This window comes from Thermotoga sp. SG1, from assembly GCF_002865985.1.
Lineage (GTDB): Bacteria > Thermotogota > Thermotogae > Thermotogales > Thermotogaceae > Thermotoga.
Window position 1 is genome coordinate 110,607 of sequence record NZ_LNDD01000003.1, and the last position, 19,427, is coordinate 130,033.

Here is a 19,427-nt window from a genome sequence, read left to right on the forward strand (position 1 = left end):
ACGATGAAGAGAGATTTTCTTGTTTCTTTTTTTGCTTCACTGATCGTGGTGGCCATTCTGCTCTTCTTCGTTCTTTCGGTCTTCAACTTCTTTTTTCTCAAAAAGCTCGATGCAAGAGTCTTAGAATTGGAAAGAACGCTTCAATCGAAATTGACTAGTTACGAAGACCGATTGAAAACACTCGAGGAGTTGTTGAAACCGAACTCCATCGTCAGCCGTTACATCACCGCCTACGAGTACTTTGAGAAATCCAGAATAGATTTTGAGAAGATCTTTTCCGAGATAGAAGACGACCCAACCACCGGCTATATACGCATCTTCGTTGTGGGAAACGATCCTGTGTGGATCACCATCAAGGATGGGGAAAAGATCATCTTCTCAAGAGACATTAAGCCAGGACTTTCTCCTTACAGGTTTTTCTATTACAAGGAACCAAAGATCGCTACAGATTACGATATCGTGATCCCCAGAAGCGCAACGTTGATCGTCGGTATCCCAAACAGGGTCTTTTTGCTTGTCTTTGGTGTGGGAACTTCTCATCATCCCACAAAAATCGTTCAGGTTACTCAAACGCGCCTTGAGAACATAGCGAGGGATCTGAACCTCTACATACCGAGGTAAAAACAAAGGAGGGACGATCGTCCCTCCCATGCTCCTTTTTTGTCTTAATCGGGTCCAGGGGGGATCGGGGGGATGAGGGACACGCAATTCAAAATTTAACTTACTCCTGTAACACCGAATTGAATCAGCGTGGAAGAACTTCTTAAATCTTCTTGAAAAACCCTTGAAGGGGGAGGAATATGGAACACGTTTTGATCAAAGATTTGAGGTTCTTCGACTACCCGGATCAAACGATTCTTTTCAAAGAGGAAATGGATAAGGCCAGGATGGACCTCTTGAACTATGTGACCAGGCTTTTCAGAGGGAAAAGGTTTGTTTTTATAAATCTGTTCGGTGGCATTGTAGATCCCTTCCTTGCGGAGAAATTCATAAAAGAGTTCATTCCACCGGAGTCCATCGTACTCGACGAAATAGCGGAATACCTGAATGTACCTGTGGAACGGGAGTTTTCTGTTTCGTTTCCTGATTTTTCCTCCTCTCCTCTCGGCGAAAACTGTGAATGCCTTCTGTATGATGGTGGAAATTTTGAGCGCTTCGATCTTTCACGCTTCAGGGTGAAGTTTCTGAAAGTAGAAGTTTACGAGGATCTGCCTTTTCTTCCCGAAGATTCTCTGATCGTTCTGAATGGTGTCCTGTGGAACCACGAGTACGAGGAGATAAAGAACAGAAGGAACGTTAGATTTGTAGGGAAGGTGCTGAATAGGCGAAACTGGTCGAAGCTGGACTCTCTTCTTCTTGAAGAAGCAGGGGTGAGGGAAGAGATATGAAGATCAGGCAAGTTTACATCGAAGGATTTGGAAAGTTCGAAGATTTCTCTCTGAATCTTAAGGATGGACTGAACATCATCTTCGGTGGAAACGCAGCGGGTAAAACCACCCTTGCAAACTTCATCAGATACTGTCTCACCGGAAATTTAGCGGAACTCGAGGACTACAGACCCTGGTATTCGAAAAAGTTCGGTGGTCGTCTCGAAACCGATGAAGGGACAGTGCACTTTGGTTCGGGAGTAGTTGATCCTGAGGTCTTCCTTTTCACCTCTTTTTTACCGGAGCACGTGGATGATACCCTAGAAGGATCTCAAAAGATCTCTTCCCTTGTTTCGGAGAGTTACAAAAGGCTTCCCCCTGCAAGAGAGATGGAACGTGTGATGAACGAAGACTTTTCCAGTCTGATGGAAAAGGAAAAGTTGCTGAGAAACGAGATAGCAAACCTTGAGATGAAGATCGACGAGTGGAAGGAAAAGAGAAAAAAGGTGCTCCTTTTGATGAAAAAAAAGAAAAACCTCGAGGAAGAGTTACTGAAAAACAAAGGGCTTCTCGATGAAGAAAGAAGACGTCTGGAAGAAGAAAAGAAGCGAAAACTCCAGTCGATTGACTCTCGGCTCGAAGAGATCAAAAAGAAACTCCTGCGTGTCGAGGCCGAGTTGAAGGAATTTGAAAGTCAAATCGTCTCATCAAAGAACGATCTGGAGGAGGCCTACGAGCTGTTTCAGAAGGTGGATTATCTGAAAGAAAGGCAAAACCAGCTTGAAATGGAGATAAAGGAACTGGAGAAAAGATACGACGAGACGAGGGAAAAGATGGAAGACATCCTGAAAGACTTTTCCTGCAGAAGTTTTGAGGAGTTGAAATTGAGAATGGAAAACCTGAGACTTCAGATAGACCTTGTTGAAAACGAGCACAGAGCAAAGATAAACGAAATTTCGAATCGTTTGAAAAGGCCTCTGGAAGAGATAGAAAGACAGGTGAACACCATAAACGAACGTTTGGAAAAGATAGGAGACAGAATGAAGAGAGCAGACAGAACACTCTCTGTGTTCAAAGTCCTCGTCAGCGTGTTTCTGACGTTTTCTGTGGTGTCCGCTGTTTTCATCTTTCTGGCATCGAAGAATCCGTTCATCTATCTGACGTTCGCTGGTGCCGGCGGGGCTCTGATTTCCATATGGAACTATTTCAGAGTGAAAGAAGAACTCCAAAATCTGGACAGAGAATTTGTCACCATCTCTTCTCAAAAGAGGGAATTGATGGAGGAGAAAAGTCAGGTGTTGAAACGGTTGAAAGAGGCAATGGGTGTTGAGGATATCGATAAACTCGAGGATGTGCTCAAAAAACAAATGAACTCGAAGATGTTCGAAATCGCACCGTTTCTCGCAAAATATGGGAGCGATCCAAGAAAGGCCCTCGAAAATGTGGAAAACCAGATAAGAGAGTTTCTCATGATGAAAGACTCTCTGGCCTCTTCCCTTGCAGAAAAAAGGAAGAATCTGGAAGAGATCACAGGGTACATGAGAGAGCAGGAAGAAGCGTTCAGAAAAGCGCTGGACAAGGCTGGTGTTGAGAGTGTCGAAGTGCTCTTGAAACAGCTGGAGCTGAAAGAAAAACTCCTGAGACTTGAGAGAGAAAAGAAAGATCTTCAAAATGCTATGAAGAAGCTCCTCGAAGAAAAAGAAAACGTTGAATCGATGAAATCGAACCAGAGAATAGAAGAACTCGAAGAAAGAGTGAACAGCATTGGAAGGGAACTGGAAGCCCTGGAAATTCCACCCCTCGAAGAACCCTACGGTTTGATGGAACAACTCACGAAAAAGCAACTGGAACTTGCTCTGACGGAAAAAATCATCGAAAATATTCCTGCCTTCAAAGACAGGGTGAAGAGAAAGTACAGTGAATTTGTGATGGGCCATACGAAGGAATTTTCAAAAGAACTGAGCAGGGTTTACAGAGAATTTTTCGGTGAAATGATGGTCTTCAACGTTTCTTCCCAGTTGGCGGTTGCGGTCAACGTTCCTCAGGAAAAATCGGTGATGAGAGTCCTGAATACGTCCGCTCTGAAGATTCTGACGTTTCATGTGAAGGATTTTGTATCGCGTGTTCTCGAAATTGATCTTCCGCTTGTGATAGACAACACCTTTGTGAACCTGGACGACAGCAAGATAGATCTTCTTTGGTCAAAACTGAAAGAGACAGCCCAGACAAGACAGGTGATACTGCTCACGAGCGATCGAAGACTTCTCAGAGAAGAGCCCGTTTTAAGGCTCTAACTGCATACGATTCCTTCGTCACATCTTCCACACTCGAGTTGAACGGTCACGTGAGTGATTCCATGTTTTTTCAGACGATTTTCTATCTCGTCGATGATTTTCTGTGCATCTTTCAGTTCCATGTTTTCCACTTCCACATGGCACTCGAAGTGGATCTCTTTTTCTCCCACCCTCCAAGCGTGAAAGTGGTGTGCATTCCTCACACCCTTTATCTTCTCTATCTCTCTTTTTATGTTCTCAAAATCCAGATCTGGAGATGCCTCCATCAGGACATCCAGGGATTCTCTCAGTATCTCGTAAGCCTCTCTGAACATGTACGCCGTGATGCCCGCAGCGATCACAGGATCTAGCCAGTATACCCTCCAGAACTTCATCAGCACAGCACCAATGACAACAAGAATGGAAGAGAGAGTGTCCGCTATAAGATGAAGGTAGGCGGATCGAACGTTCATACTTTCTTTGGTGTGTTCGTGAAGAAGAAGAACCGATAGAAGATTGGCAACGAGTCCTATCAGCGAGACGTAGAGAAGAACCATTGTGTGAACCATAGAAGGATGTATCAGTCTTTTTATCGCTTCCACGAGTATCAGAATCGATATCACCACAACGGAGATGGCGTTCAAAAATGCCACGATTATCTCACTTCTTCTGTATCCGAAGGTGTACTTCTCGTTCTTTGGCTTCTCACCGATCTTGATGGCAACAAAACTTGCAAGAAGGCTCAGGGTGTCGGAGAGATTGTGAAGGGAGTCCCCTAGAAGGGCGAGACTCCCTGAGACTAGTCCTCCTATCACTTCGGCAATGGTGATGAAAGAGTTGAGCCACACGGAAAAGACGAGTTTTTTCTTCAAATAGGATTCCTCCTCACGCGTAAGCCGTAAGATCCAGAAGGCCGTGACCGCTCAACGTAAATACTATCACACGTTCTTTTCTTTCCTCTTTCGCCTTCTTTGCCTCTCTTATCGCTCCCGCTATCGCGTGGGCCGATTCTGGTGCAGGGATTATCCCTTCCAGTTTCGCAAAGAGTTTTGCCGCCTCGAACGTTTCTTCCTGATCGAACGCCTGTGCTTCCACCAGTTTTTCTTTCACGAGTCTTGCTATTATTGGGGCAGAGCCATGGTATCTGAGGCCACCTGCGTGTATCTTCGGTGGAATGAAATCTTTTCCGAGCGTGTACATCTTGAGAAGGGGTGTAAGACCAGCTGTGTCTCCAAAGTCGTAGTCGTACTTTCCTTTGGTCAGAGAGGGGCAGGCAGTCGGTTCGCAGGCAACGAATCTGATGCTCTCTCCAGAGAGTTTCTCTGGCATGAAGGGAAGGATCGTTCCTCCGAAGTTCGATCCCCCACCGTGACATCCCAAGATCACATTGGGTTTTTCTTCTAGGAGTTCGAGTTGCTTTTTAATTTCAAGCCCTATCACCGTCTGGTGGAGCAGAACGTGGTTCAAAACACTTCCAAGTGAGTATTTCGTCTCGGGATCGGAAACAGCAACTTCCAGCGCTTCACTGATAGCGATCCCCAGACTTCCAGGGTTTTCGGGATCTTCCTTCAGAAGTTTTCTTCCAAAATTTGTTTCTTCGCTGGGACTTGGGATCACTTTTCCGCCGAACAGATTCATCATGTATTTTCTCATGGGTTTCTGTTGATAACTGATCTTGACCATGAAGACCTTCACTTCCAGACCGAACTTGGCACCAGCATACGAGAGAGCACCGCCCCATTGTCCTGCTCCTGTCTCTGTGACCAGTCTTTTCACGCCTTCCATTTTGTTGTAATAGGCCTGTGCGATGGCCGTGTTCGGCTTGTGGCTGCCGGTAGGGCTGACTCCTTCGTACTTGTAGTAGATCCTTGCGGGTGTCTGAAGATACTCTTCCAGAAAGGTGGCTCTGATGAGAGGAGTAGGCCTGTAGACCGCATACTCCCTCAAGACGGGCTCTGGTATCTCGATGAAACGTTCTTCTGAAACTTCCTGTTCGATCAGACTCATCGGAAATATCACGGAGAGCTTTTCTGGTGAGATTGGCCTTCCCGTTTCTGGATCGAGAGGTGGATCGAGTTTGAAAGGAAGATCTGCAAGAACGTTATACCAGTGCCTTGGAATCTCTTCAGGTTTCAAATTCACGACAACTCTCATACTCTCCCTCCTTCGATGATATAATCTCCATTGAGGTGAAAAGAGTTGATCAGAGCACACACCGTTCTTGAGAAAGTAAAGAAAGCCATTGTAGAAGCAAACGTGAAGATAAACGAAGAAATCAGAGAGATCATTGAAGAATACGAAGGCCCCTTTTCTGATATAATAAAGGAAAACTACCGCATTTCCAAAGAGGAAAACCTTCCTCTCTGTCAAGACACAGGGATGGTGGAATTTTTCGTCTTTCTTGGGCACAAGACCGTACTGGAAGAACCCATCGAACAGACACTGAACAAAGCGGTTGAAGAGGTCTATAGAGAATATCCTTTCAGGTTTTCTGTTGTTTCCGATCCTCTGTTCGACAGAATCAACACAGAAACCAACACCCCTGCCGTTGTTCATCTCTTTCAGGTCGAGGGAAACAAACTCGAGATCAGATTCCTTGTGAAGGGTGGGGGAAGCGAGAATCTCTCAGTTCTTCGCATGATGAATCCAACCTCCGGGATAGACAGAATCAAAGAGTTCGTCGTTGAGCACATTAAAGAACACGGAGCGAAGGCCTGTCCTCCTCTTCATGTGGGTATTGGAATAGGCGGTACGGCTGACAAGGCCGTTCTTCTTTCAAAACTTGCTCTGACAAGAGATTTCAAAGAAAGAAACGAAGATCCAAGGTACGCCGAACTCGAAAGAGAACTCGAGAACGAGCTGAACCTTCTTGGAATAGGATTTCAGGGATTGGGAAAGGGAAAAACCGTTTATTCCGTTCATATAGAACATTTTCCAACTCACATCGCCACCCTGCCCGTTGCCATCTCGGTGGACTGCTATCTTTGCAGAAAGGGGAAAGTGATCGTTGAAGGTTGAAGAACTGAAAGCCGGCCAGGAGATACGCTACTCTGGAAAGCTCATCGTTATGAGAGATCAAGCCCAGAAAAGACTGAAAGAATTCCTGGAAAAAGGAGAAAAACTGCCCTTGAATCTTGAAGGGCAGATAGTGTTCTATGCGGGACCTGCCAGAACTCCCCAGGGAAAGGTAATAGGTGCTATAGGACCTACTACGAGTGCCAGGATGGATGATTACCTGGAGATGCTCTTCAGACTCGGTGTAGTGGCAACGGTAGGAAAGGGGAAAAGATCGAAGAAAGCGATCGACACTTGCAGGAAATGGAAAAGAGTTTACTTCATAACACCGAGTGGAGCGGCTGCTGCCCTTTCAAAAAGGGTGAAGAGCGCCCGGGTGCTCGCGTTCGAAGACCTGGGACCGGAGGCCATATACGAAATAGAGGTGGAAGAGTTTCCTCTCGTTGTGGCGATAGACAGTGAAGGTAACACAATCTTCGAGGAGTGAGAGAATGGATCCTCTGGAGATTCACAGATTTTTGAAAGGAAAGATAAGGATCTCCCTCCCCGTTGAGAGGGTGGACAAAGAGATCCTTTCACTTCTCTACACCCCCGGTGTTGCTGAAGTTGCCAGGGTCTGTGCCGAAAATCCAGAGAACACCTACACCTACACGTCCAGATGGAACACAATCGCCGTTGTTTCGGATGGAAGCGCCGTACTGGGACTTGGAAACATAGGACCTTACGGGGCGCTTCCTGTGATGGAGGGCAAGGCGTTTCTTTTCAAGGCCTTCGCGGATCTTGATGCCTTTCCCATCTGTCTTTCTGAATCCAGTGAGGAGAGGATCGTCGAAATCGTGAAAAGTCTGGAACCAAGCTTTGGTGGTATAAACCTTGAAGATATAGCGGCACCGAAGTGTTTCAGGATCCTTCAGCGTCTCTCCGAAGAGATGAGTATCCCTGTTTTTCACGACGATCAACAGGGAACAGCAGTTGTTGTGTCTGCAGCCTTTCTCAACGCACTGAAACTTGTGGGGAAAAAGATAGAAGAAGTGAAAGTGGTGGTGAACGGGATAGGGGCTGCGGGATACAACATCGTGAGATTCCTCCTTGACCTTGGGGTGAAGAACGTTGTGGCAGTGGACAAAAACGGTATCCTCAACGAAAAACACCCGAAAACCTGTCTGAACGAGTACCACCTCGAAATCGCCCGCATCACCAATCCGGAGAGACTCTCAGGTGATCTCGAAACAGCACTCGACGGCGCAGACTTCTTCATAGGTGTTTCGAAAGGAAACATCGTGAGGCCAGAATGGATAGAGAAGATGAACGTAAAACCCGTTGTCTTCGCACTCGCAAATCCTATTCCTGAGATAGATCCCCGTCTTGCAAAAGAGGCGGGAGCGTTCATCGTTGCAACGGGAAGGTCAGATTATCCAAACCAGGTGAACAACCTTCTTGCCTTTCCCGGCATCATGAAAGGAGCCGTGGAGAGAAGATCAAAGATCACAAAGAACATGCTCTTTTCCGCTGTGGATGCGATCGCAAACTCGTGCGAGCCCCATCCTGACAGAATCATCCCCGAGGCGTTCGACATGAGGGTGCACCAGAACGTCTATTTCGCGGTCAAGAATTCATCGTGAGCGTCTTTTTATTTGCCATCCAAGAACGACATAATCCGAGTTGAACATCTTGAAAGCAGCACTGATAACGACGATGGAGAAAGCGGCAAGATAGATTATTCCCGAAACGATGAGAGAGTAATCCCCGTAAAAGATCAGTTTTGGAGCCATGATGGGATGTGAGAAGGGAATGGCAAAGACAACCACCTTAAGAACATCTGGGAGATTCGAAAAATCCACGATCATGTTCGCTATCATGGGTATCAAAGCGAGAATCGATATGGGAAAGGTAAGAAGCTGAGCGCTTCTGTTATCTTTTGCCATGATACCGAGGAACATGCAGAGAGAAAGGCCGGCAAGGATGGAAAGGAACAGACTGGTTCCTATCAGTAGAAGATCCGTTGCACCGAAACTCATACCCATTCCCTGCGTGTTCTGAGTTAGCGATCTCAGGTAGTTGTAAAATCCCACCATGTATATTCCTGCAAGAATCAGGCCAACGATTGTGCTCCCCAGGATCTTTGCGAGCACTATGTGCTCTCTTTTCACAGGCATCGTGAGGAGTGTCTCCAGAGTTTTGTTTTCTTTCTCCAGGGCAAGGGAGGATATGAGAGACGATCCCGACATGATGATGAGCATCATGATCAGTATGGGTATCATTATGTTTTGAGAGTAGAAGATGTTTATGATCACATCTGGCGAATGGTTTTCGTAAAACTTTCCTTTCAGATACGTGTGCTGAACGATCGTGAACGGATCGAACAGGAACTGTGCCCTTTCTGGATCGCCGAGTATCAGAGAAGCGATCTTCACCCTGATCGGCTCAAGAAGGGAAAGAACCATCCCTGTGGAGATGCTGTCGGATATCCCCGTTCCCTTCAGATACCATACGATCTCCACCCGGGTTTTCTTCCCTGATGTCAGATCTCTGGAGAAACTATCCGGTATCAGAACAATCGCAGAGGCCTTCTTTTCCATCACTACTTTCTCTGCTTCCTTCAAATCGTTTCCCGCGTAGATGAGATCCGACGCGTTACTGAATTCTTGCCTCATCAGTTCAGAAAACACTCCGCTGTCTTTCATCACAACTGCTATTTTCGGTTTCTGAGTGGACTTTTCTATCGTACTTTCGAAAACACTTCCCAGAAAACTATACAGAATGGAGATTACAACTACAGAAACGATAGCCCCTAAATTGAGAAGTTCTTTTATTTCTTTTTTCAGAAGTTTTCTGAACATCTTATCGCCTCCTCGAAGACTTCTTCGATGTTCTGTGCACTGTACCTTTCTTTGAGTTCTTCCACGGTGCCAGATTCGACGATCCTGCCGTTATGGATCAGTGCGATTCGGTCGCAGAGGTACTCCACCTCCAGCATGTTGTGTGAGGAAAGTAATATGGTGAGACCTTCCCGAACCGCCTGTTTCAGTATCTTTCTCACTTCTCTTGCGTTGAGAACATCGAGACCGGAAGTGGGTTCGTCCAGTATGGCAAGATGTGGATTCACCATCAGGGATCTTGCTATGAGAAGCTTTCTCACCATTCCTTTACTGTAGGTGGAAATTCTGTCCTTCACTCTGTCTCCGAGTCCAGAGATTTCAACGGCTTTCTCGACCATGGCTTCAATTTCTCTGGGATCTTTCGTGTAAAAACCTGCTACAAATCTCAGATATTCGATTCCCCTCATGTTTCTGTACGCTCCTGCTTCTTCCGGGAGGTAGCTGATCAGTTTTCTCACCTCGTGTGGCTCTTTGACCACATCTTTTCCGAAGATGGAAATTTTCCCAGAGGAGGGTTTTATAAGGGTGGACAGGACCCTGAGGGTGGTGGTTTTTCCCGCTCCGTTGGGACCTATTAAACCGAAAATTTCTCCCTCTTCGATCTCAAAAGAAATCCCCTTGAGGATTTCTCTTCTTCCGATGCTTTTCTTCAGGTCTTTGACGGTCACAGCCCCCATGAGAACACCCCCCTATTCTAAGATTATCGACCCCCTGTTGTTCACTTTCAATTTCAGAACGTCTTTCAAATAAGGTATTCCCTCGAAATCTTCCAGATCGGTACACACAGAAGGGCCAGATCCACTCACGAACCAGTATCCTGGTTTTTTCGAAAGAATGGCCTCGACGAATTCCTTCATCTTCTCGTTTCCGTTTATCCTGTAGTTCTGATGAAGACGGTCTCCCACGTATTTGAAGGCCTCGTTCAGTTTGCCGGAAACGATCTTTGCCAGAAATTGACAGGAGTTCTTGATGTTGAAAACAGCGTCTTCAAACAGAACCTGACTGGGGAGGACCTTTCTCATGGTGTTTGTGCAGAGAGAAAAGCTGGGCACGAGGAAGGTGAGCTCAAGATCGAGCTCGAACTTTTCAAAATCAAAGGTCTCCCCATCCTGATAGCAGACAACCAGTCCCCCCACAAAAGCCGGAACAACGTTGTCTGGATGTCCCTCGATCTCTGCGGCAAGTTTCATGAGGTCCCACTGAGAAAGGTTCGCCTTTGTTCCCACGTTTGCTATGTGGAGTGCGGAAACGATCACTGCAGCACTGGAGCCGAGCCCACTGGAGACCGGTATGTTACACACCTGTCTTATCCTCACGGGAGGCACCTTGTAGCCCGTCTTTTTCTCGAAGAACTCGAAGACCTCAAAGAACAGATCGTGATTTTCAAGATCCGGTGCGTACTTTCCTGTACTCTCAATGATGGTTCTGTCGGTGTCAAAAGAAAAAAACACCTCGTTGAAGAGATCGAGGGCAAGGCCGAACACATCAAAACCCGCACCGAGATTGGTGGTTGTGGCCGGGACCATTATTCTCATAGATCCAGTACCTCCAGGATTTCCTCTATCTTCCCTTCTATCGTCTTCGGTGGTTCCAGCTGTGAAATGACCACATTTGGATCCTTGAGTCCGTTTCCGGTGAGGGTGCACACCACCGTCTCTCCGCCCTTGAAAAGTCCCTGACGGTGCTTTTTCAAAAGTCCCGCTATCGATGCAGCGGATGCCGGTTCGCAGAAGATCCCTTCCTTCTGGGCCAGAAGTTTCTGCGCTTTCAGTATCTCTTCATCACTCACCATGTCGATTTCTCCGCCAGACTCATCGCGAGCCCGGATTGCCTTTTCCCAGTTGGCAGGATTTCCTATCCTTATGGCGGTGGCAATTGTTTCCGGGTTCTCGATGGGATGACCACGAACGATGGGAGCAGCTCCTTCTGCCTGAAATCCCATCATCTTCGGAAGTTTTGAGGAAAGACCATGTTTATAGTATTCCTTGTAACCCATCCAGTAAGCAGAAATGTTGCCTGCGTTTCCCACGGGAATGAAGTGATAATCCGGGGCATCACCGAGTTCATCGACGATTTCGAAGGCGGCAGTCTTCTGTCCCTCGAGCCTGTAAGGGTTGATGCTGTTCACGAGTGTGATGGGATATTTGGAAGTGATCTCCTTCACTAGTTCCAGACACTTGTCGAAGTTTCCCTTCACCTGGAGCACGATGGCACCGTATATCATAGCTTGTGCGAGTTTTCCAAGTGCGATCTTTCCCTCCGGTATCAGAACGATAGCCTTCAACCCCGTTCTTGCAGCATAAGCGGCGGCCGAAGCAGAAGTGTTACCAGTTGAAGCACACATAATGGCTCTAGATTCTTCTTCCAGAGCCTTGGCTACGGCGACGACCATTCCTCTGTCTTTGAAAGATCCCGTTGGATTCGCTCCTTCGTACTTCACGTAGACCTTTATCCCGAGTTCCCTGCTCATGTTCACAAGAGGGATGAGAGGGGTATTCCCCTCGTTGAGTGATACCATGGGGGTTTTGTCCGTCACCGGAAGAAACCTTCTGTACCTTTCGAGTATGCCCAAGTTCCTCACTCCCTGTCCAGTTCAAATCTGCTGTGGATCGCCTTGACGGCGTCTTCCACGTATCTGCTGTCTATGATCACAGAAATTCTGCTGTTTGAAGCACTGATCATGTCGATGTTGATGCCTTCGTTGGCGAGTGTTTCAAAGAGAGTTGCGGAGATCTCCGGAGATGAAGTAAGATTTACGCCGACAATGGAAACCTTTGCAAGACCCTTTTCGATAATAACTTCTCTGGCGTCGCTTCTTGTTTTCAGAAGGTCAAGATCCAGTTTTTCAAGCTGGGATTCCGGGACGATGAAAGCCACGGTGTTGTACTCACCACTCTTCATTCCCTGGATGATCATGTCGATGTTCACGTCCATTTGAGAGAGGGTTCTCATGATCCTTGCAGCAACACCAGGTTTATCGGGAACATCTTTCAAAACCACTTTTGCCATGCCATCTTCGAAGGTGACCGCCCTGACGATCGGGTTTTCCACCTTTGTCCCCTCCCATATGAGAGTGCCGCGCGTTTCTTTGTGCGCGTTCTTTATCAGCACCTTGACACCATACTTTCTTGCAAATTCTGCTGCCCTTGCTTGAAGCACCTGTGCTCCATGGCGAGAAAGTTCTATCATCTCTTCCCAAGATAATTCCTTGATAACTCGAGCGTTTTTTACGATCTTGGGATCTGCCGTGTAGACGCCATCCACATCTTTGTAAATCTCGCACAAATCCGCACCGAGAGAGTACGCAAGAGCGATCGCTGTGAGATCCGATCCGCCCCTTCCAAGTGTGGTTATGTCTCCTGTTTCCGTTATTCCCTGAAATCCTGCGATGACCGGTATGAAATCCTGTTTCAGGTACCTTGAGATGATGTCCGTATTGATATCGATGATTCTTGCCGAACCGTACCTTTTGTCCGTTATGATCTTCAATTGATTTCCTGTGAAGGAGATGGCCTTGTAACCTCTCTTTCTGAGAGCGATGCTCATCAGAGCAACACTTTGAATCTCTCCCGTTGACAGAAGAAGATCGAGTTCCCTTGGCTCGGGATTCTCGTCTATCGTCTTTGCAAGGTCTATCAGGTGATCGGTGGTATCCCCCATCGCCGAAAGCACAACAACGGGTTTCACTCCACTCTTTTTTCTCTTTATGATCTTCTCTGCCACCCTCTCCAATTTTTCCACGTCAGAAATGGCTGCACCGCCGAACTTCATCACTACAACGGAGAATTTCTCAGCACCACCGAGCACCTTGTACTTTGCCACTCTGAACAGATCTGCTATCACCGCACTGGCCGTTGGATACCCTCCTGCTCCCCGTCCCTTCAGAAGGAAGTCTCCGGCCAGATCGGTGGACACTTCTATTGCGTTGTCCACACCATCGACGTTGAAAAATGGATCTTCCGGTGTGACTTCCCTCAGGCGTACTTCATAGGTGTTCGACAAAAAGTCGAGTTCTCCGATCAACTTGAGCTTTTTCCCGGAGCGAACAATTTCTTTCAGATACTCAGGATCTATACCCGTTATTCCTTCGAATTGGACGCTGTGTATCCCTGGAAATCTTCCCGTTACCACACCTGCCAAAACTGAAACCTTGTATGCAACGTCGTATCCTTCGATGTCGTTTGTGGGGTCTGCCTCTGCGTATCCAAGTTCTTGTGCTTCTTTTAAGACCTCCTCGAAGGGCCTTCCTTTGCTCATCTCCGTGAGTATGTAGTTTGTCGTTCCGTTCATGATACCACGTATTCTTGTTACCTTCTGAAAGATCAGATAATCCTGAAGGAGGGAGATGATCGGGATGCCCCCTCCAACCGAAGCCTCAAAGAAGAGCTTTCTCTTTTTTATGTAATCCATGAATTCGTTTCCATACTCCGAGATGAGGTTTTTGTTTGGAGTTACAACGATTCTTCCAAGTTCCAGAGCACGCCGGACAAGGTCCACAGCCACATCTGTTCCACCGATGGCTTCTATAACCACATCACTGTTCAGTATGAGGTCATCGAAATCGAACGCTATTTCCTCTGGAGGTACACCATAGACTTCGTACTTTTTTGGGGAGCGATTTATGACCTTTGATACGATGAACCTCTCACCGACTCTTTTTTCTATCTCATCTCCCCTTTCCTTCAGTATCCTGTATATACTTCCCCCAACGGTTCCAAGACCCGCGATTCCCACCCTCACCTTTCTCACTCCTCAATAGAATTTGTGAACATTTTAAACGATCGATATGTTCCCCTCTTATCTTAAATTTTACATTTTCATGATGAAAATGCTACCGCTACTAAAAAATTCGACTCGATAACTTGACATTGTAAAGCACATGATGATACTATTCCTAAAAAACCCCCCATGATTCGTTATTCCAAGATTCTGGTATAATCATTCAATACCCGAGAGGAGTGATCCACGTGAAGATGAAAGGTTCAAAGATGTTGTTCGAGGCGTTTCTAAAAGAAGGTGTGGATACGATCTTTGGTATCCCTGGAGGCGCCATCATCAACGTCTACGACGAACTTTGCAATTACGAAGACAAAATAAATTTCTACCTCTTCAGACACGAACAGGGAGCCACGCATGCAGCAGACGGCTATGCGAGGGTCACCGGAAAACCTGGCGTGGTCATAGTCACCTCTGGTCCTGGAGCCACCAATACGGTGACAGGAATTGCCACCGCTTACATGGATTCCATACCACTTGTTGTGATCACGGGTCAGGTTCCAACCTCCTTCATTGGAACGGACGCCTTCCAGGAAGTCGACGTCACCGGTATCACGATGCCCATCACAAAACACAATCACCTCGTCACGAGCATAGAAGAACTTCCTTATGCCATAAAAGAGGCGTTCTATGTTGCCACAACGGGAAGACCAGGTCCCGTTGTTCTGGACTTTCCGAAAGACGTTCAGACGGCAGAAGGAGAATTCAACTATCCCGATGAAATAGAGATTCTGGGATACAAACCCACCGTGAAGGGTCACCCAAAACAGATAAAGAAGGCAATGGAACTTTTGAAAGAATCGAAGCGCCCTATCGTCATCGTTGGTGGGGGAGCAAACCTCTCCAGTGCTATGGACTTGGTGAACAGATTCATCGACAAATTCGGTGTACCAGCCGTCAGTACCCTGATGGGACGTGGAGTGAATCCATCCGATGAAAGACTCTATTACGACGGGATAGGAATGCACGGTACGTACTATGGAAATTATGCCGTAGCCAACGCTGATCTCATCATCGCACTCGGTGTAAGGTTCAGTGACAGAATCCTCGGCAATCCGAGGACCTTCGCAAAGAACGCAAAGATCGTCCACGTTGACATAGATCCTGCTGAGATAGGAAAGAACGTCTCCGTGGATGTACCCATCGTTGGAGACCTGAAAAACGTTCTTGAGGAGTTCTTGAAGTATGATCTAGACACAGATTTTTCCGAGTGGATCGAAGAACTCCAAGAAGTGAAGAAGAAGTACCCGTTGACCTACAAAAGGGATGGAAAGCTCATAAAACCTCAGTACATTGTAGAGAAGGTGAACGAGGTCTTTCCCGACGATACGATTGTCGTGGCAGACGTGGGACAGAACCAGATGTGGGTTGCACAGTACTACAAGTTCAAACATCAAAGATCTTTCCTGTGTTCCGGTGGGCTTGGAACGATGGGTTATGCCCTTCCAGCGGGGATAGGAGCAAAGATAGGGGCTCCGAACAGAGAAGTTGTGATCTTTGCCGGTGATGGTGGTTTTCAGATGAACATCCAAGAACTCATGACGGTGAAAAGATACAACCTTCCGGTGAAGATCATTGTTATGGACAACAAGGCTCTGGGAATGGTGAGGCAGTGGCAGCAGCTCTTTTTCAACTGCAGGTACTCCGCCACCATCCTTGCCGACAACCCGGACTTTGCAAAGATAGCAGAGGCTGTCGGGATAAAGGCAATGAGAATAGAAAAGCCCGATCAAGTGGACAAAGCAATAGAGGAACTCGCAAAATCGAAGGAACCCATGCTCATACACGCGGTTGTTGATCCTGCCGAGAACGTTCTTCCAATGGTTCCACCGGGAGGAGATGTGGGAACACCCCTTGTCGAAGCACCCTACGATGAAAGTTTTGTCGAAAGGGTCCTGAAAGTTATCGAGGAGAGCAGGAGAGGTGATGAAAGATGACAAACCAAGTTCATGAGCATCTTGTTTCCATGCTCGTTCACAACAAACCAGGTGTGATGAGAAAAATTGCAAATCTTTTCGCAAGAAGGGGCTTTAACATCAGCAGCATCACAGTTGGCGAGTCGGAGACACCAGGTCTTTCCAGGCTTGTGATCATGGTGAAAGGTGACGACAGAACGATAGAACAGATAGAGAAACAAGCCTACAAGCTCGTTGAGGTTGTGAAGGTAACTCCCATAGATCCTCTCCCGGAAAACCGGGTGGAAAGGGAAATGGCCCTCATCAAGGTGAAATTCGGGGAAGACAAGCAGGAGCTCTTTCAGCTCGTTGAGATATTCAGGGGCAAGATCATAGACGTTTCCAAGGAAGGAGCCATCATTGAGATCACCGGTGCAAGGAGTAAAGTAGAGGCTTTCATAAATCTTCTGCCGGAAAAACAGGTGGAAGAAATTGCAAGAACGGGTATCGTCGCTATGAACAGGTGGAACACAAAAGAGAAGGAGGGGTTTTGATGGCGGTTATCTACTATGACAAGGATGCCAATCTCGATTTGATCAAAGACAAAAAGATCGCCATAATCGGTTTTGGAAGTCAGGGGCATGCACACGCATTGAACCTAAAAGACAGTGGACTCAACGTCATCGTTGGCTTGAGAGAAGGAAGCAGAAGCTGGAAGAAAGCGGAAGAACAAGGACTCACCGTGAAAACCATCGAAGAAGCGGCAAAGGAAGCAGATATCATCATGATTCTCATTCCAGACGAACACCAGCCGGAGGTATACAAAAAGTACATCGAAAAGCACCTTACAGAGGGAAAGATGCTGATGTTCGCCCACGGTTTCAACATACACTACCACCAAATCATCCCGCCAAAGAACGTCGATGTGACCATGATCGCACCAAAAAGCCCTGGTCACATCGTGAGAAGAGAGTACGTTGAAGGAAGAGGAGTTCCCGCGCTCATCGCGGTTCACCAGGACTACACCGGAAAGGCTAAAGAAATCGCCCTTGCTTACGCAAAGGGAATAGGTGTGACGAGAGCGGGTGTGATAGAAACAACTTTCAAGGAGGAAACGGAAACGGACCTCTTCGGAGAGCAGGCGGTCCTCTGTGGTGGTGTGACCGCTCTCATAAAGGCGGGATTTGAAACACTCGTGGAAGCCGGATACCAGCCGGAGATTGCCTATTTTGAGTGTCTGAACGAACTCAAACTCATCGTCGACCTCATATATGAAGGTGGACTCACTTTCATGAGGTACTCCGTCAGCAACACCGCAGAGTACGGTGATTACATCAGCCAAGAAAAGATCGTCACCAGAGAAGTCAGAGAGAACATGAAACAGATGCTCAAGGACATTCAGACAGGAAAGTTCGCAAAAGACTGGATACTCGAAAATCAGGCAGGAAGGCCGTTCTTCTACACCATGAGGAAGAAAGAGTCCGAACACCTCATAGAAAAAGTGGGAAAGGAACTCAGAAAGATGATGCCGTGGCTCAAGGAGAGGAATGTGGATGAGGAGTGACGTGATAAAGAAAGGGCTGGAAAGGGCTCCACACAGGTCTCTTCTGAAGGCACTTGGAATAACCGATGAAGAGATGAACCGGCCCTTCATCGGTATCGTGTCTTCGTGGAACGAGATCATCCCCGGCCACATGCACCTTGACCGGATCGTTGAAGCGGTGAAGGCAGGAGTGAGGATGGCCGGGGGAGTTCCGTTCGTCTTTCCAACGATCGGGATCTGCGACGGCATAGCGATGGATCACAAGGGAATGAAGTTCTCACTACCTTCCAGGGAACTCATAGCCGATTCCATAGAGATAGTTGCGAACGCTTTCCCCTTCGACGGCCTGGTGTTCGTTCCAAACTGTGACAAGATCACTCCAGGAATGATCATGGCGATGGGGAGGCTGAACATCCCCTCTGTTTTGATCTCTGGTGGTCCCATGCTCGCTGGTCGATACGCTGGAAAAGACATAGACCTCATCACCGTTTTCGAAGCCGTCGGTGGCTACAGGGTGGGAAAGATCGACGAAGAAACGCTCAGGGCGATCGAAGATCTTGCCTGTCCGAGCGCAGGATCCTGTGCAGGACTGTTCACCGCCAACACGATGAATTCTCTTGCAGAAGCGCTGGGGATCGCTCCGAGAGGAAACGGAACGGTGCCTGCCGTTCATGCAAAAAGGCTTCGAATAGCAAAAGAGGCTGGTATGCTCGTCGTTGAACTCGTGAAAAGAAACGTAAAACCTCGGGACATCGTCACCCGGGAATCCCTCATGAACGCGATCATGGTGGATCTTGCAACGGGAGGATCGACGAACACCGTCCTTCATCTGAAAGCGATCGCAGAGAGCTTCGAGATAGAATTTGACATAAAACTCTTCGATGAACTCAGCCGGAAGGTCCCACACATCTGCAACATCTCACCCGTTGGGCCTTACCACATACAGGATCTCGATGAAGCAGGTGGTATCTACGCTGTGATGAAACGCCTTCAGGAAAACAATCTTCTGAAGGAAGATGCCATGACCATCTATTTGAGAAAGGTAGGAGATCTTGTCGGGGAAGCAAAGATCATGAACGAAGAAGTGATCAGACCCTTCGACAATCCATACCATAGAGAGGGTGGACTTGGAATTCTCTTCGGAAACCTCGCCCCGGAAGGGGCAGTTGCCAAACTCTCCGGTGTTCCCGAAAAGATGAAGCACCACGTTGGACCAGCTGTCGTGTTTGAAGATGGAGAAGAGGCAACAAAAGCCATTCTTTCTGGAAAGGTCAAGAAGGGAGATGTGGTGGTCATTCGTTATGAAGGTCCCAAGGGTGGACCCGGCATGAGGGAGATGCTCTCTCCCACATCCGCGATCGTGGGGATGGGCCTTGCAGAAGATGTGGCCCTCATCACGGACGGGAGGTTCTCTGGAGGTTCACACGGTGCCGTCATCGGTCATGTATCTCCCGAGGCAGCAGAAGGTGGTCCCATAGGCATCGTAAAAGATGGGGATCTCATCGAGATAGATTTCGAAAAGAGAACGATGAACCTTTTGATATCGGAGGAAGAATTCAACAGAAGAATGAAGGAATTCGTGCCGAAAGTGAAAGATGTGGACAGTGATTATCTGAGAAGGTACGCCTTCTTCGTTCAGTCTGCCAGCAAAGGGGCTACGTTCAGAAAGCCCTGAGGAG

At 47.4% G+C, this 19,427-nt stretch carries 17 protein-coding genes; 10 read left to right on the forward strand and 7 right to left on the reverse strand.

Annotated features, from left to right (window positions below; genetic code table 11):
- The first annotated feature begins 3 nt into the window (after nt 1–3).
- From AS006_RS03440 to AS006_RS03450, 3 genes are all read left to right on the forward strand, one after another.
- The gene (locus tag AS006_RS03440) at nt 4–621 is read left to right on the forward strand and encodes a hypothetical protein (RefSeq protein WP_101512973.1); all 618 of its coding nucleotides are present in this window, start codon (nt 4–6) and stop codon (nt 619–621) included.
- Nucleotides 622–800: 179 nt separating this feature from the next.
- Entirely contained in the window at nt 801–1,388 is a 588-nt protein-coding gene (locus AS006_RS03445) for a hypothetical protein (RefSeq protein WP_101512974.1), read from the forward strand.
- On the forward strand, nt 1,385–3,661 hold the full coding sequence (locus AS006_RS03450) for an ATP-binding protein (RefSeq protein ID WP_101512975.1): 2,277 nt from the start codon (nt 1,385–1,387) through the stop codon (nt 3,659–3,661). The genes AS006_RS03445 and AS006_RS03450 overlap by 4 nt, the downstream gene beginning before the upstream one ends.
- On the opposite strand, the gene AS006_RS03455 is transcribed toward AS006_RS03450, so the two are convergent.
- Together AS006_RS03455 and AS006_RS03460 are read right to left on the reverse strand one after the other, a co-directional pair.
- Nucleotides 3,658–4,512: a cation diffusion facilitator family transporter gene (locus tag AS006_RS03455; protein WP_101512976.1), complete on the reverse strand. Its 855-nt coding sequence runs from the start codon at nt 4,510–4,512 to the stop codon at nt 3,658–3,660. The two genes, AS006_RS03450 and AS006_RS03455, sit on opposite strands and share 4 nt — an antisense overlap.
- A 13-nt stretch (nt 4,513–4,525) precedes the next feature.
- Nucleotides 4,526–5,794 (reverse strand): TrpB-like pyridoxal phosphate-dependent enzyme, encoded by a 1,269-nt coding sequence (locus tag AS006_RS03460; RefSeq protein ID WP_101512977.1) that lies wholly within the window; start codon nt 5,792–5,794, stop codon nt 4,526–4,528.
- Between the two features lie 45 nt (nt 5,795–5,839).
- Here AS006_RS03460 and AS006_RS03465 point away from each other — a divergent pair, with 45 nt between their 5' ends.
- The 3 genes from AS006_RS03465 to AS006_RS03475 are packed head-to-tail and all read left to right on the forward strand — an operon-like array spanning nt 5,840 to nt 8,277.
- Entirely contained in the window at nt 5,840–6,658 is an 819-nt protein-coding gene (locus AS006_RS03465; RefSeq protein ID WP_101512978.1) for a fumarate hydratase, read from the forward strand.
- Nucleotides 6,648–7,142, forward strand: coding sequence for a FumA C-terminus/TtdB family hydratase beta subunit (locus tag AS006_RS03470; protein WP_101512979.1), 495 nt, complete (start codon nt 6,648–6,650; stop codon nt 7,140–7,142). Before AS006_RS03465 ends, AS006_RS03470 begins: the two co-directional genes overlap by 11 nt.
- A gap of 4 nt (nt 7,143–7,146) precedes the next feature.
- Complete coding sequence (locus AS006_RS03475; protein WP_101512980.1) at nt 7,147–8,277, forward strand: NADP-dependent malic enzyme; 1,131 nt, start codon at nt 7,147–7,149, stop codon at nt 8,275–8,277.
- Here the strand turns inward: AS006_RS03475 and AS006_RS03480 are convergent.
- From AS006_RS03480 to AS006_RS03500, 5 genes are read right to left on the reverse strand one after another with little or no spacing between them, the layout of a single operon-like run.
- Nucleotides 8,269–9,495 (reverse strand): ABC transporter permease, encoded by a 1,227-nt coding sequence (locus AS006_RS03480; protein ID WP_101512981.1) that lies wholly within the window; start codon nt 9,493–9,495, stop codon nt 8,269–8,271. The two genes, AS006_RS03475 and AS006_RS03480, sit on opposite strands and share 9 nt — an antisense overlap.
- Entirely contained in the window at nt 9,477–10,211 is a 735-nt protein-coding gene (locus AS006_RS03485) for an ABC transporter ATP-binding protein (protein WP_101512982.1), read from the reverse strand. Before AS006_RS03485 ends, AS006_RS03480 begins: the two co-directional genes overlap by 19 nt.
- Nucleotides 10,212–10,223: 12 nt before the next feature.
- The gene (locus AS006_RS03490) at nt 10,224–11,069 is read right to left on the reverse strand and encodes a homoserine kinase (protein WP_101512983.1); all 846 of its coding nucleotides are present in this window, start codon (nt 11,067–11,069) and stop codon (nt 10,224–10,226) included.
- Nucleotides 11,066–12,106 (reverse strand): threonine synthase, encoded by a 1,041-nt coding sequence (gene thrC, locus AS006_RS03495; RefSeq protein WP_101512984.1) that lies wholly within the window; start codon nt 12,104–12,106, stop codon nt 11,066–11,068. The genes AS006_RS03490 and thrC overlap by 4 nt, the downstream gene beginning before the upstream one ends.
- 5 nt (nt 12,107–12,111) lie before the next feature.
- On the reverse strand, nt 12,112–14,274 hold the full coding sequence (locus AS006_RS03500; RefSeq protein ID WP_101512985.1) for an aspartate kinase: 2,163 nt from the start codon (nt 14,272–14,274) through the stop codon (nt 12,112–12,114).
- A gap of 227 nt (nt 14,275–14,501) precedes the next feature.
- Between AS006_RS03500 and ilvB the strand changes: the two genes are divergently transcribed.
- From ilvB to ilvD, 4 genes are read left to right on the forward strand one after another with little or no spacing between them, the layout of a single operon-like run.
- Nucleotides 14,502–16,247: a biosynthetic-type acetolactate synthase large subunit gene (gene ilvB, locus AS006_RS03505; protein ID WP_199167342.1), complete on the forward strand. Its 1,746-nt coding sequence runs from the start codon at nt 14,502–14,504 to the stop codon at nt 16,245–16,247.
- Entirely contained in the window at nt 16,244–16,759 is a 516-nt protein-coding gene (ilvN, locus tag AS006_RS03510; protein WP_101512987.1) for an acetolactate synthase small subunit, read from the forward strand. Before ilvB ends, ilvN begins: the two co-directional genes overlap by 4 nt.
- On the forward strand, nt 16,759–17,769 hold the full coding sequence (ilvC, locus tag AS006_RS03515; RefSeq protein WP_101512988.1) for a ketol-acid reductoisomerase: 1,011 nt from the start codon (nt 16,759–16,761) through the stop codon (nt 17,767–17,769). Before ilvN ends, ilvC begins: the two co-directional genes overlap by 1 nt.
- A complete protein-coding gene (gene ilvD, locus AS006_RS03520) occupies nt 17,759–19,423 on the forward strand; it encodes a dihydroxy-acid dehydratase (RefSeq protein WP_101512989.1) in 1,665 nt (554 codons plus the stop codon). Before ilvC ends, ilvD begins: the two co-directional genes overlap by 11 nt.
- Nucleotides 19,424–19,427: the final 4 nt, after the last annotated feature.

What these genes read in the sequence shown, in the direction of transcription:
- AS006_RS03460 (WP_101512977.1), bottom strand. Translation starts at nt 5,794, where the DNA reads ATGAGAGTTGTCGTGAATTTGAAACCTGAAGAGATTCCAAGGCACTGG.
- ilvN (WP_101512987.1), top strand. Translation starts at nt 16,244, where the DNA reads ATGACAAACCAAGTTCATGAGCATCTTGTTTCCATGCTCGTTCACAAC.
- AS006_RS03440 (WP_101512973.1), top strand. Translation starts at nt 4, where the DNA reads ATGAAGAGAGATTTTCTTGTTTCTTTTTTTGCTTCACTGATCGTGGTG.
- ilvD (WP_101512989.1), top strand. Translation starts at nt 17,759, where the DNA reads ATGAGGAGTGACGTGATAAAGAAAGGGCTGGAAAGGGCTCCACACAGG.
- ilvC (WP_101512988.1), top strand. Translation starts at nt 16,759, where the DNA reads ATGGCGGTTATCTACTATGACAAGGATGCCAATCTCGATTTGATCAAA.
- AS006_RS03450 (WP_101512975.1), top strand. Translation starts at nt 1,385, where the DNA reads ATGAAGATCAGGCAAGTTTACATCGAAGGATTTGGAAAGTTCGAAGAT.
- AS006_RS03475 (WP_101512980.1), top strand. Translation starts at nt 7,147, where the DNA reads ATGGATCCTCTGGAGATTCACAGATTTTTGAAAGGAAAGATAAGGATC.
- AS006_RS03480 (WP_101512981.1), bottom strand. Translation starts at nt 9,495, where the DNA reads ATGTTCAGAAAACTTCTGAAAAAAGAAATAAAAGAACTTCTCAATTTA.
- AS006_RS03485 (WP_101512982.1), bottom strand. Translation starts at nt 10,211, where the DNA reads ATGGGGGCTGTGACCGTCAAAGACCTGAAGAAAAGCATCGGAAGAAGA.
- AS006_RS03445 (WP_101512974.1), top strand. Translation starts at nt 801, where the DNA reads ATGGAACACGTTTTGATCAAAGATTTGAGGTTCTTCGACTACCCGGAT.
- AS006_RS03490 (WP_101512983.1), bottom strand. Translation starts at nt 11,069, where the DNA reads ATGAGAATAATGGTCCCGGCCACAACCACCAATCTCGGTGCGGGTTTT.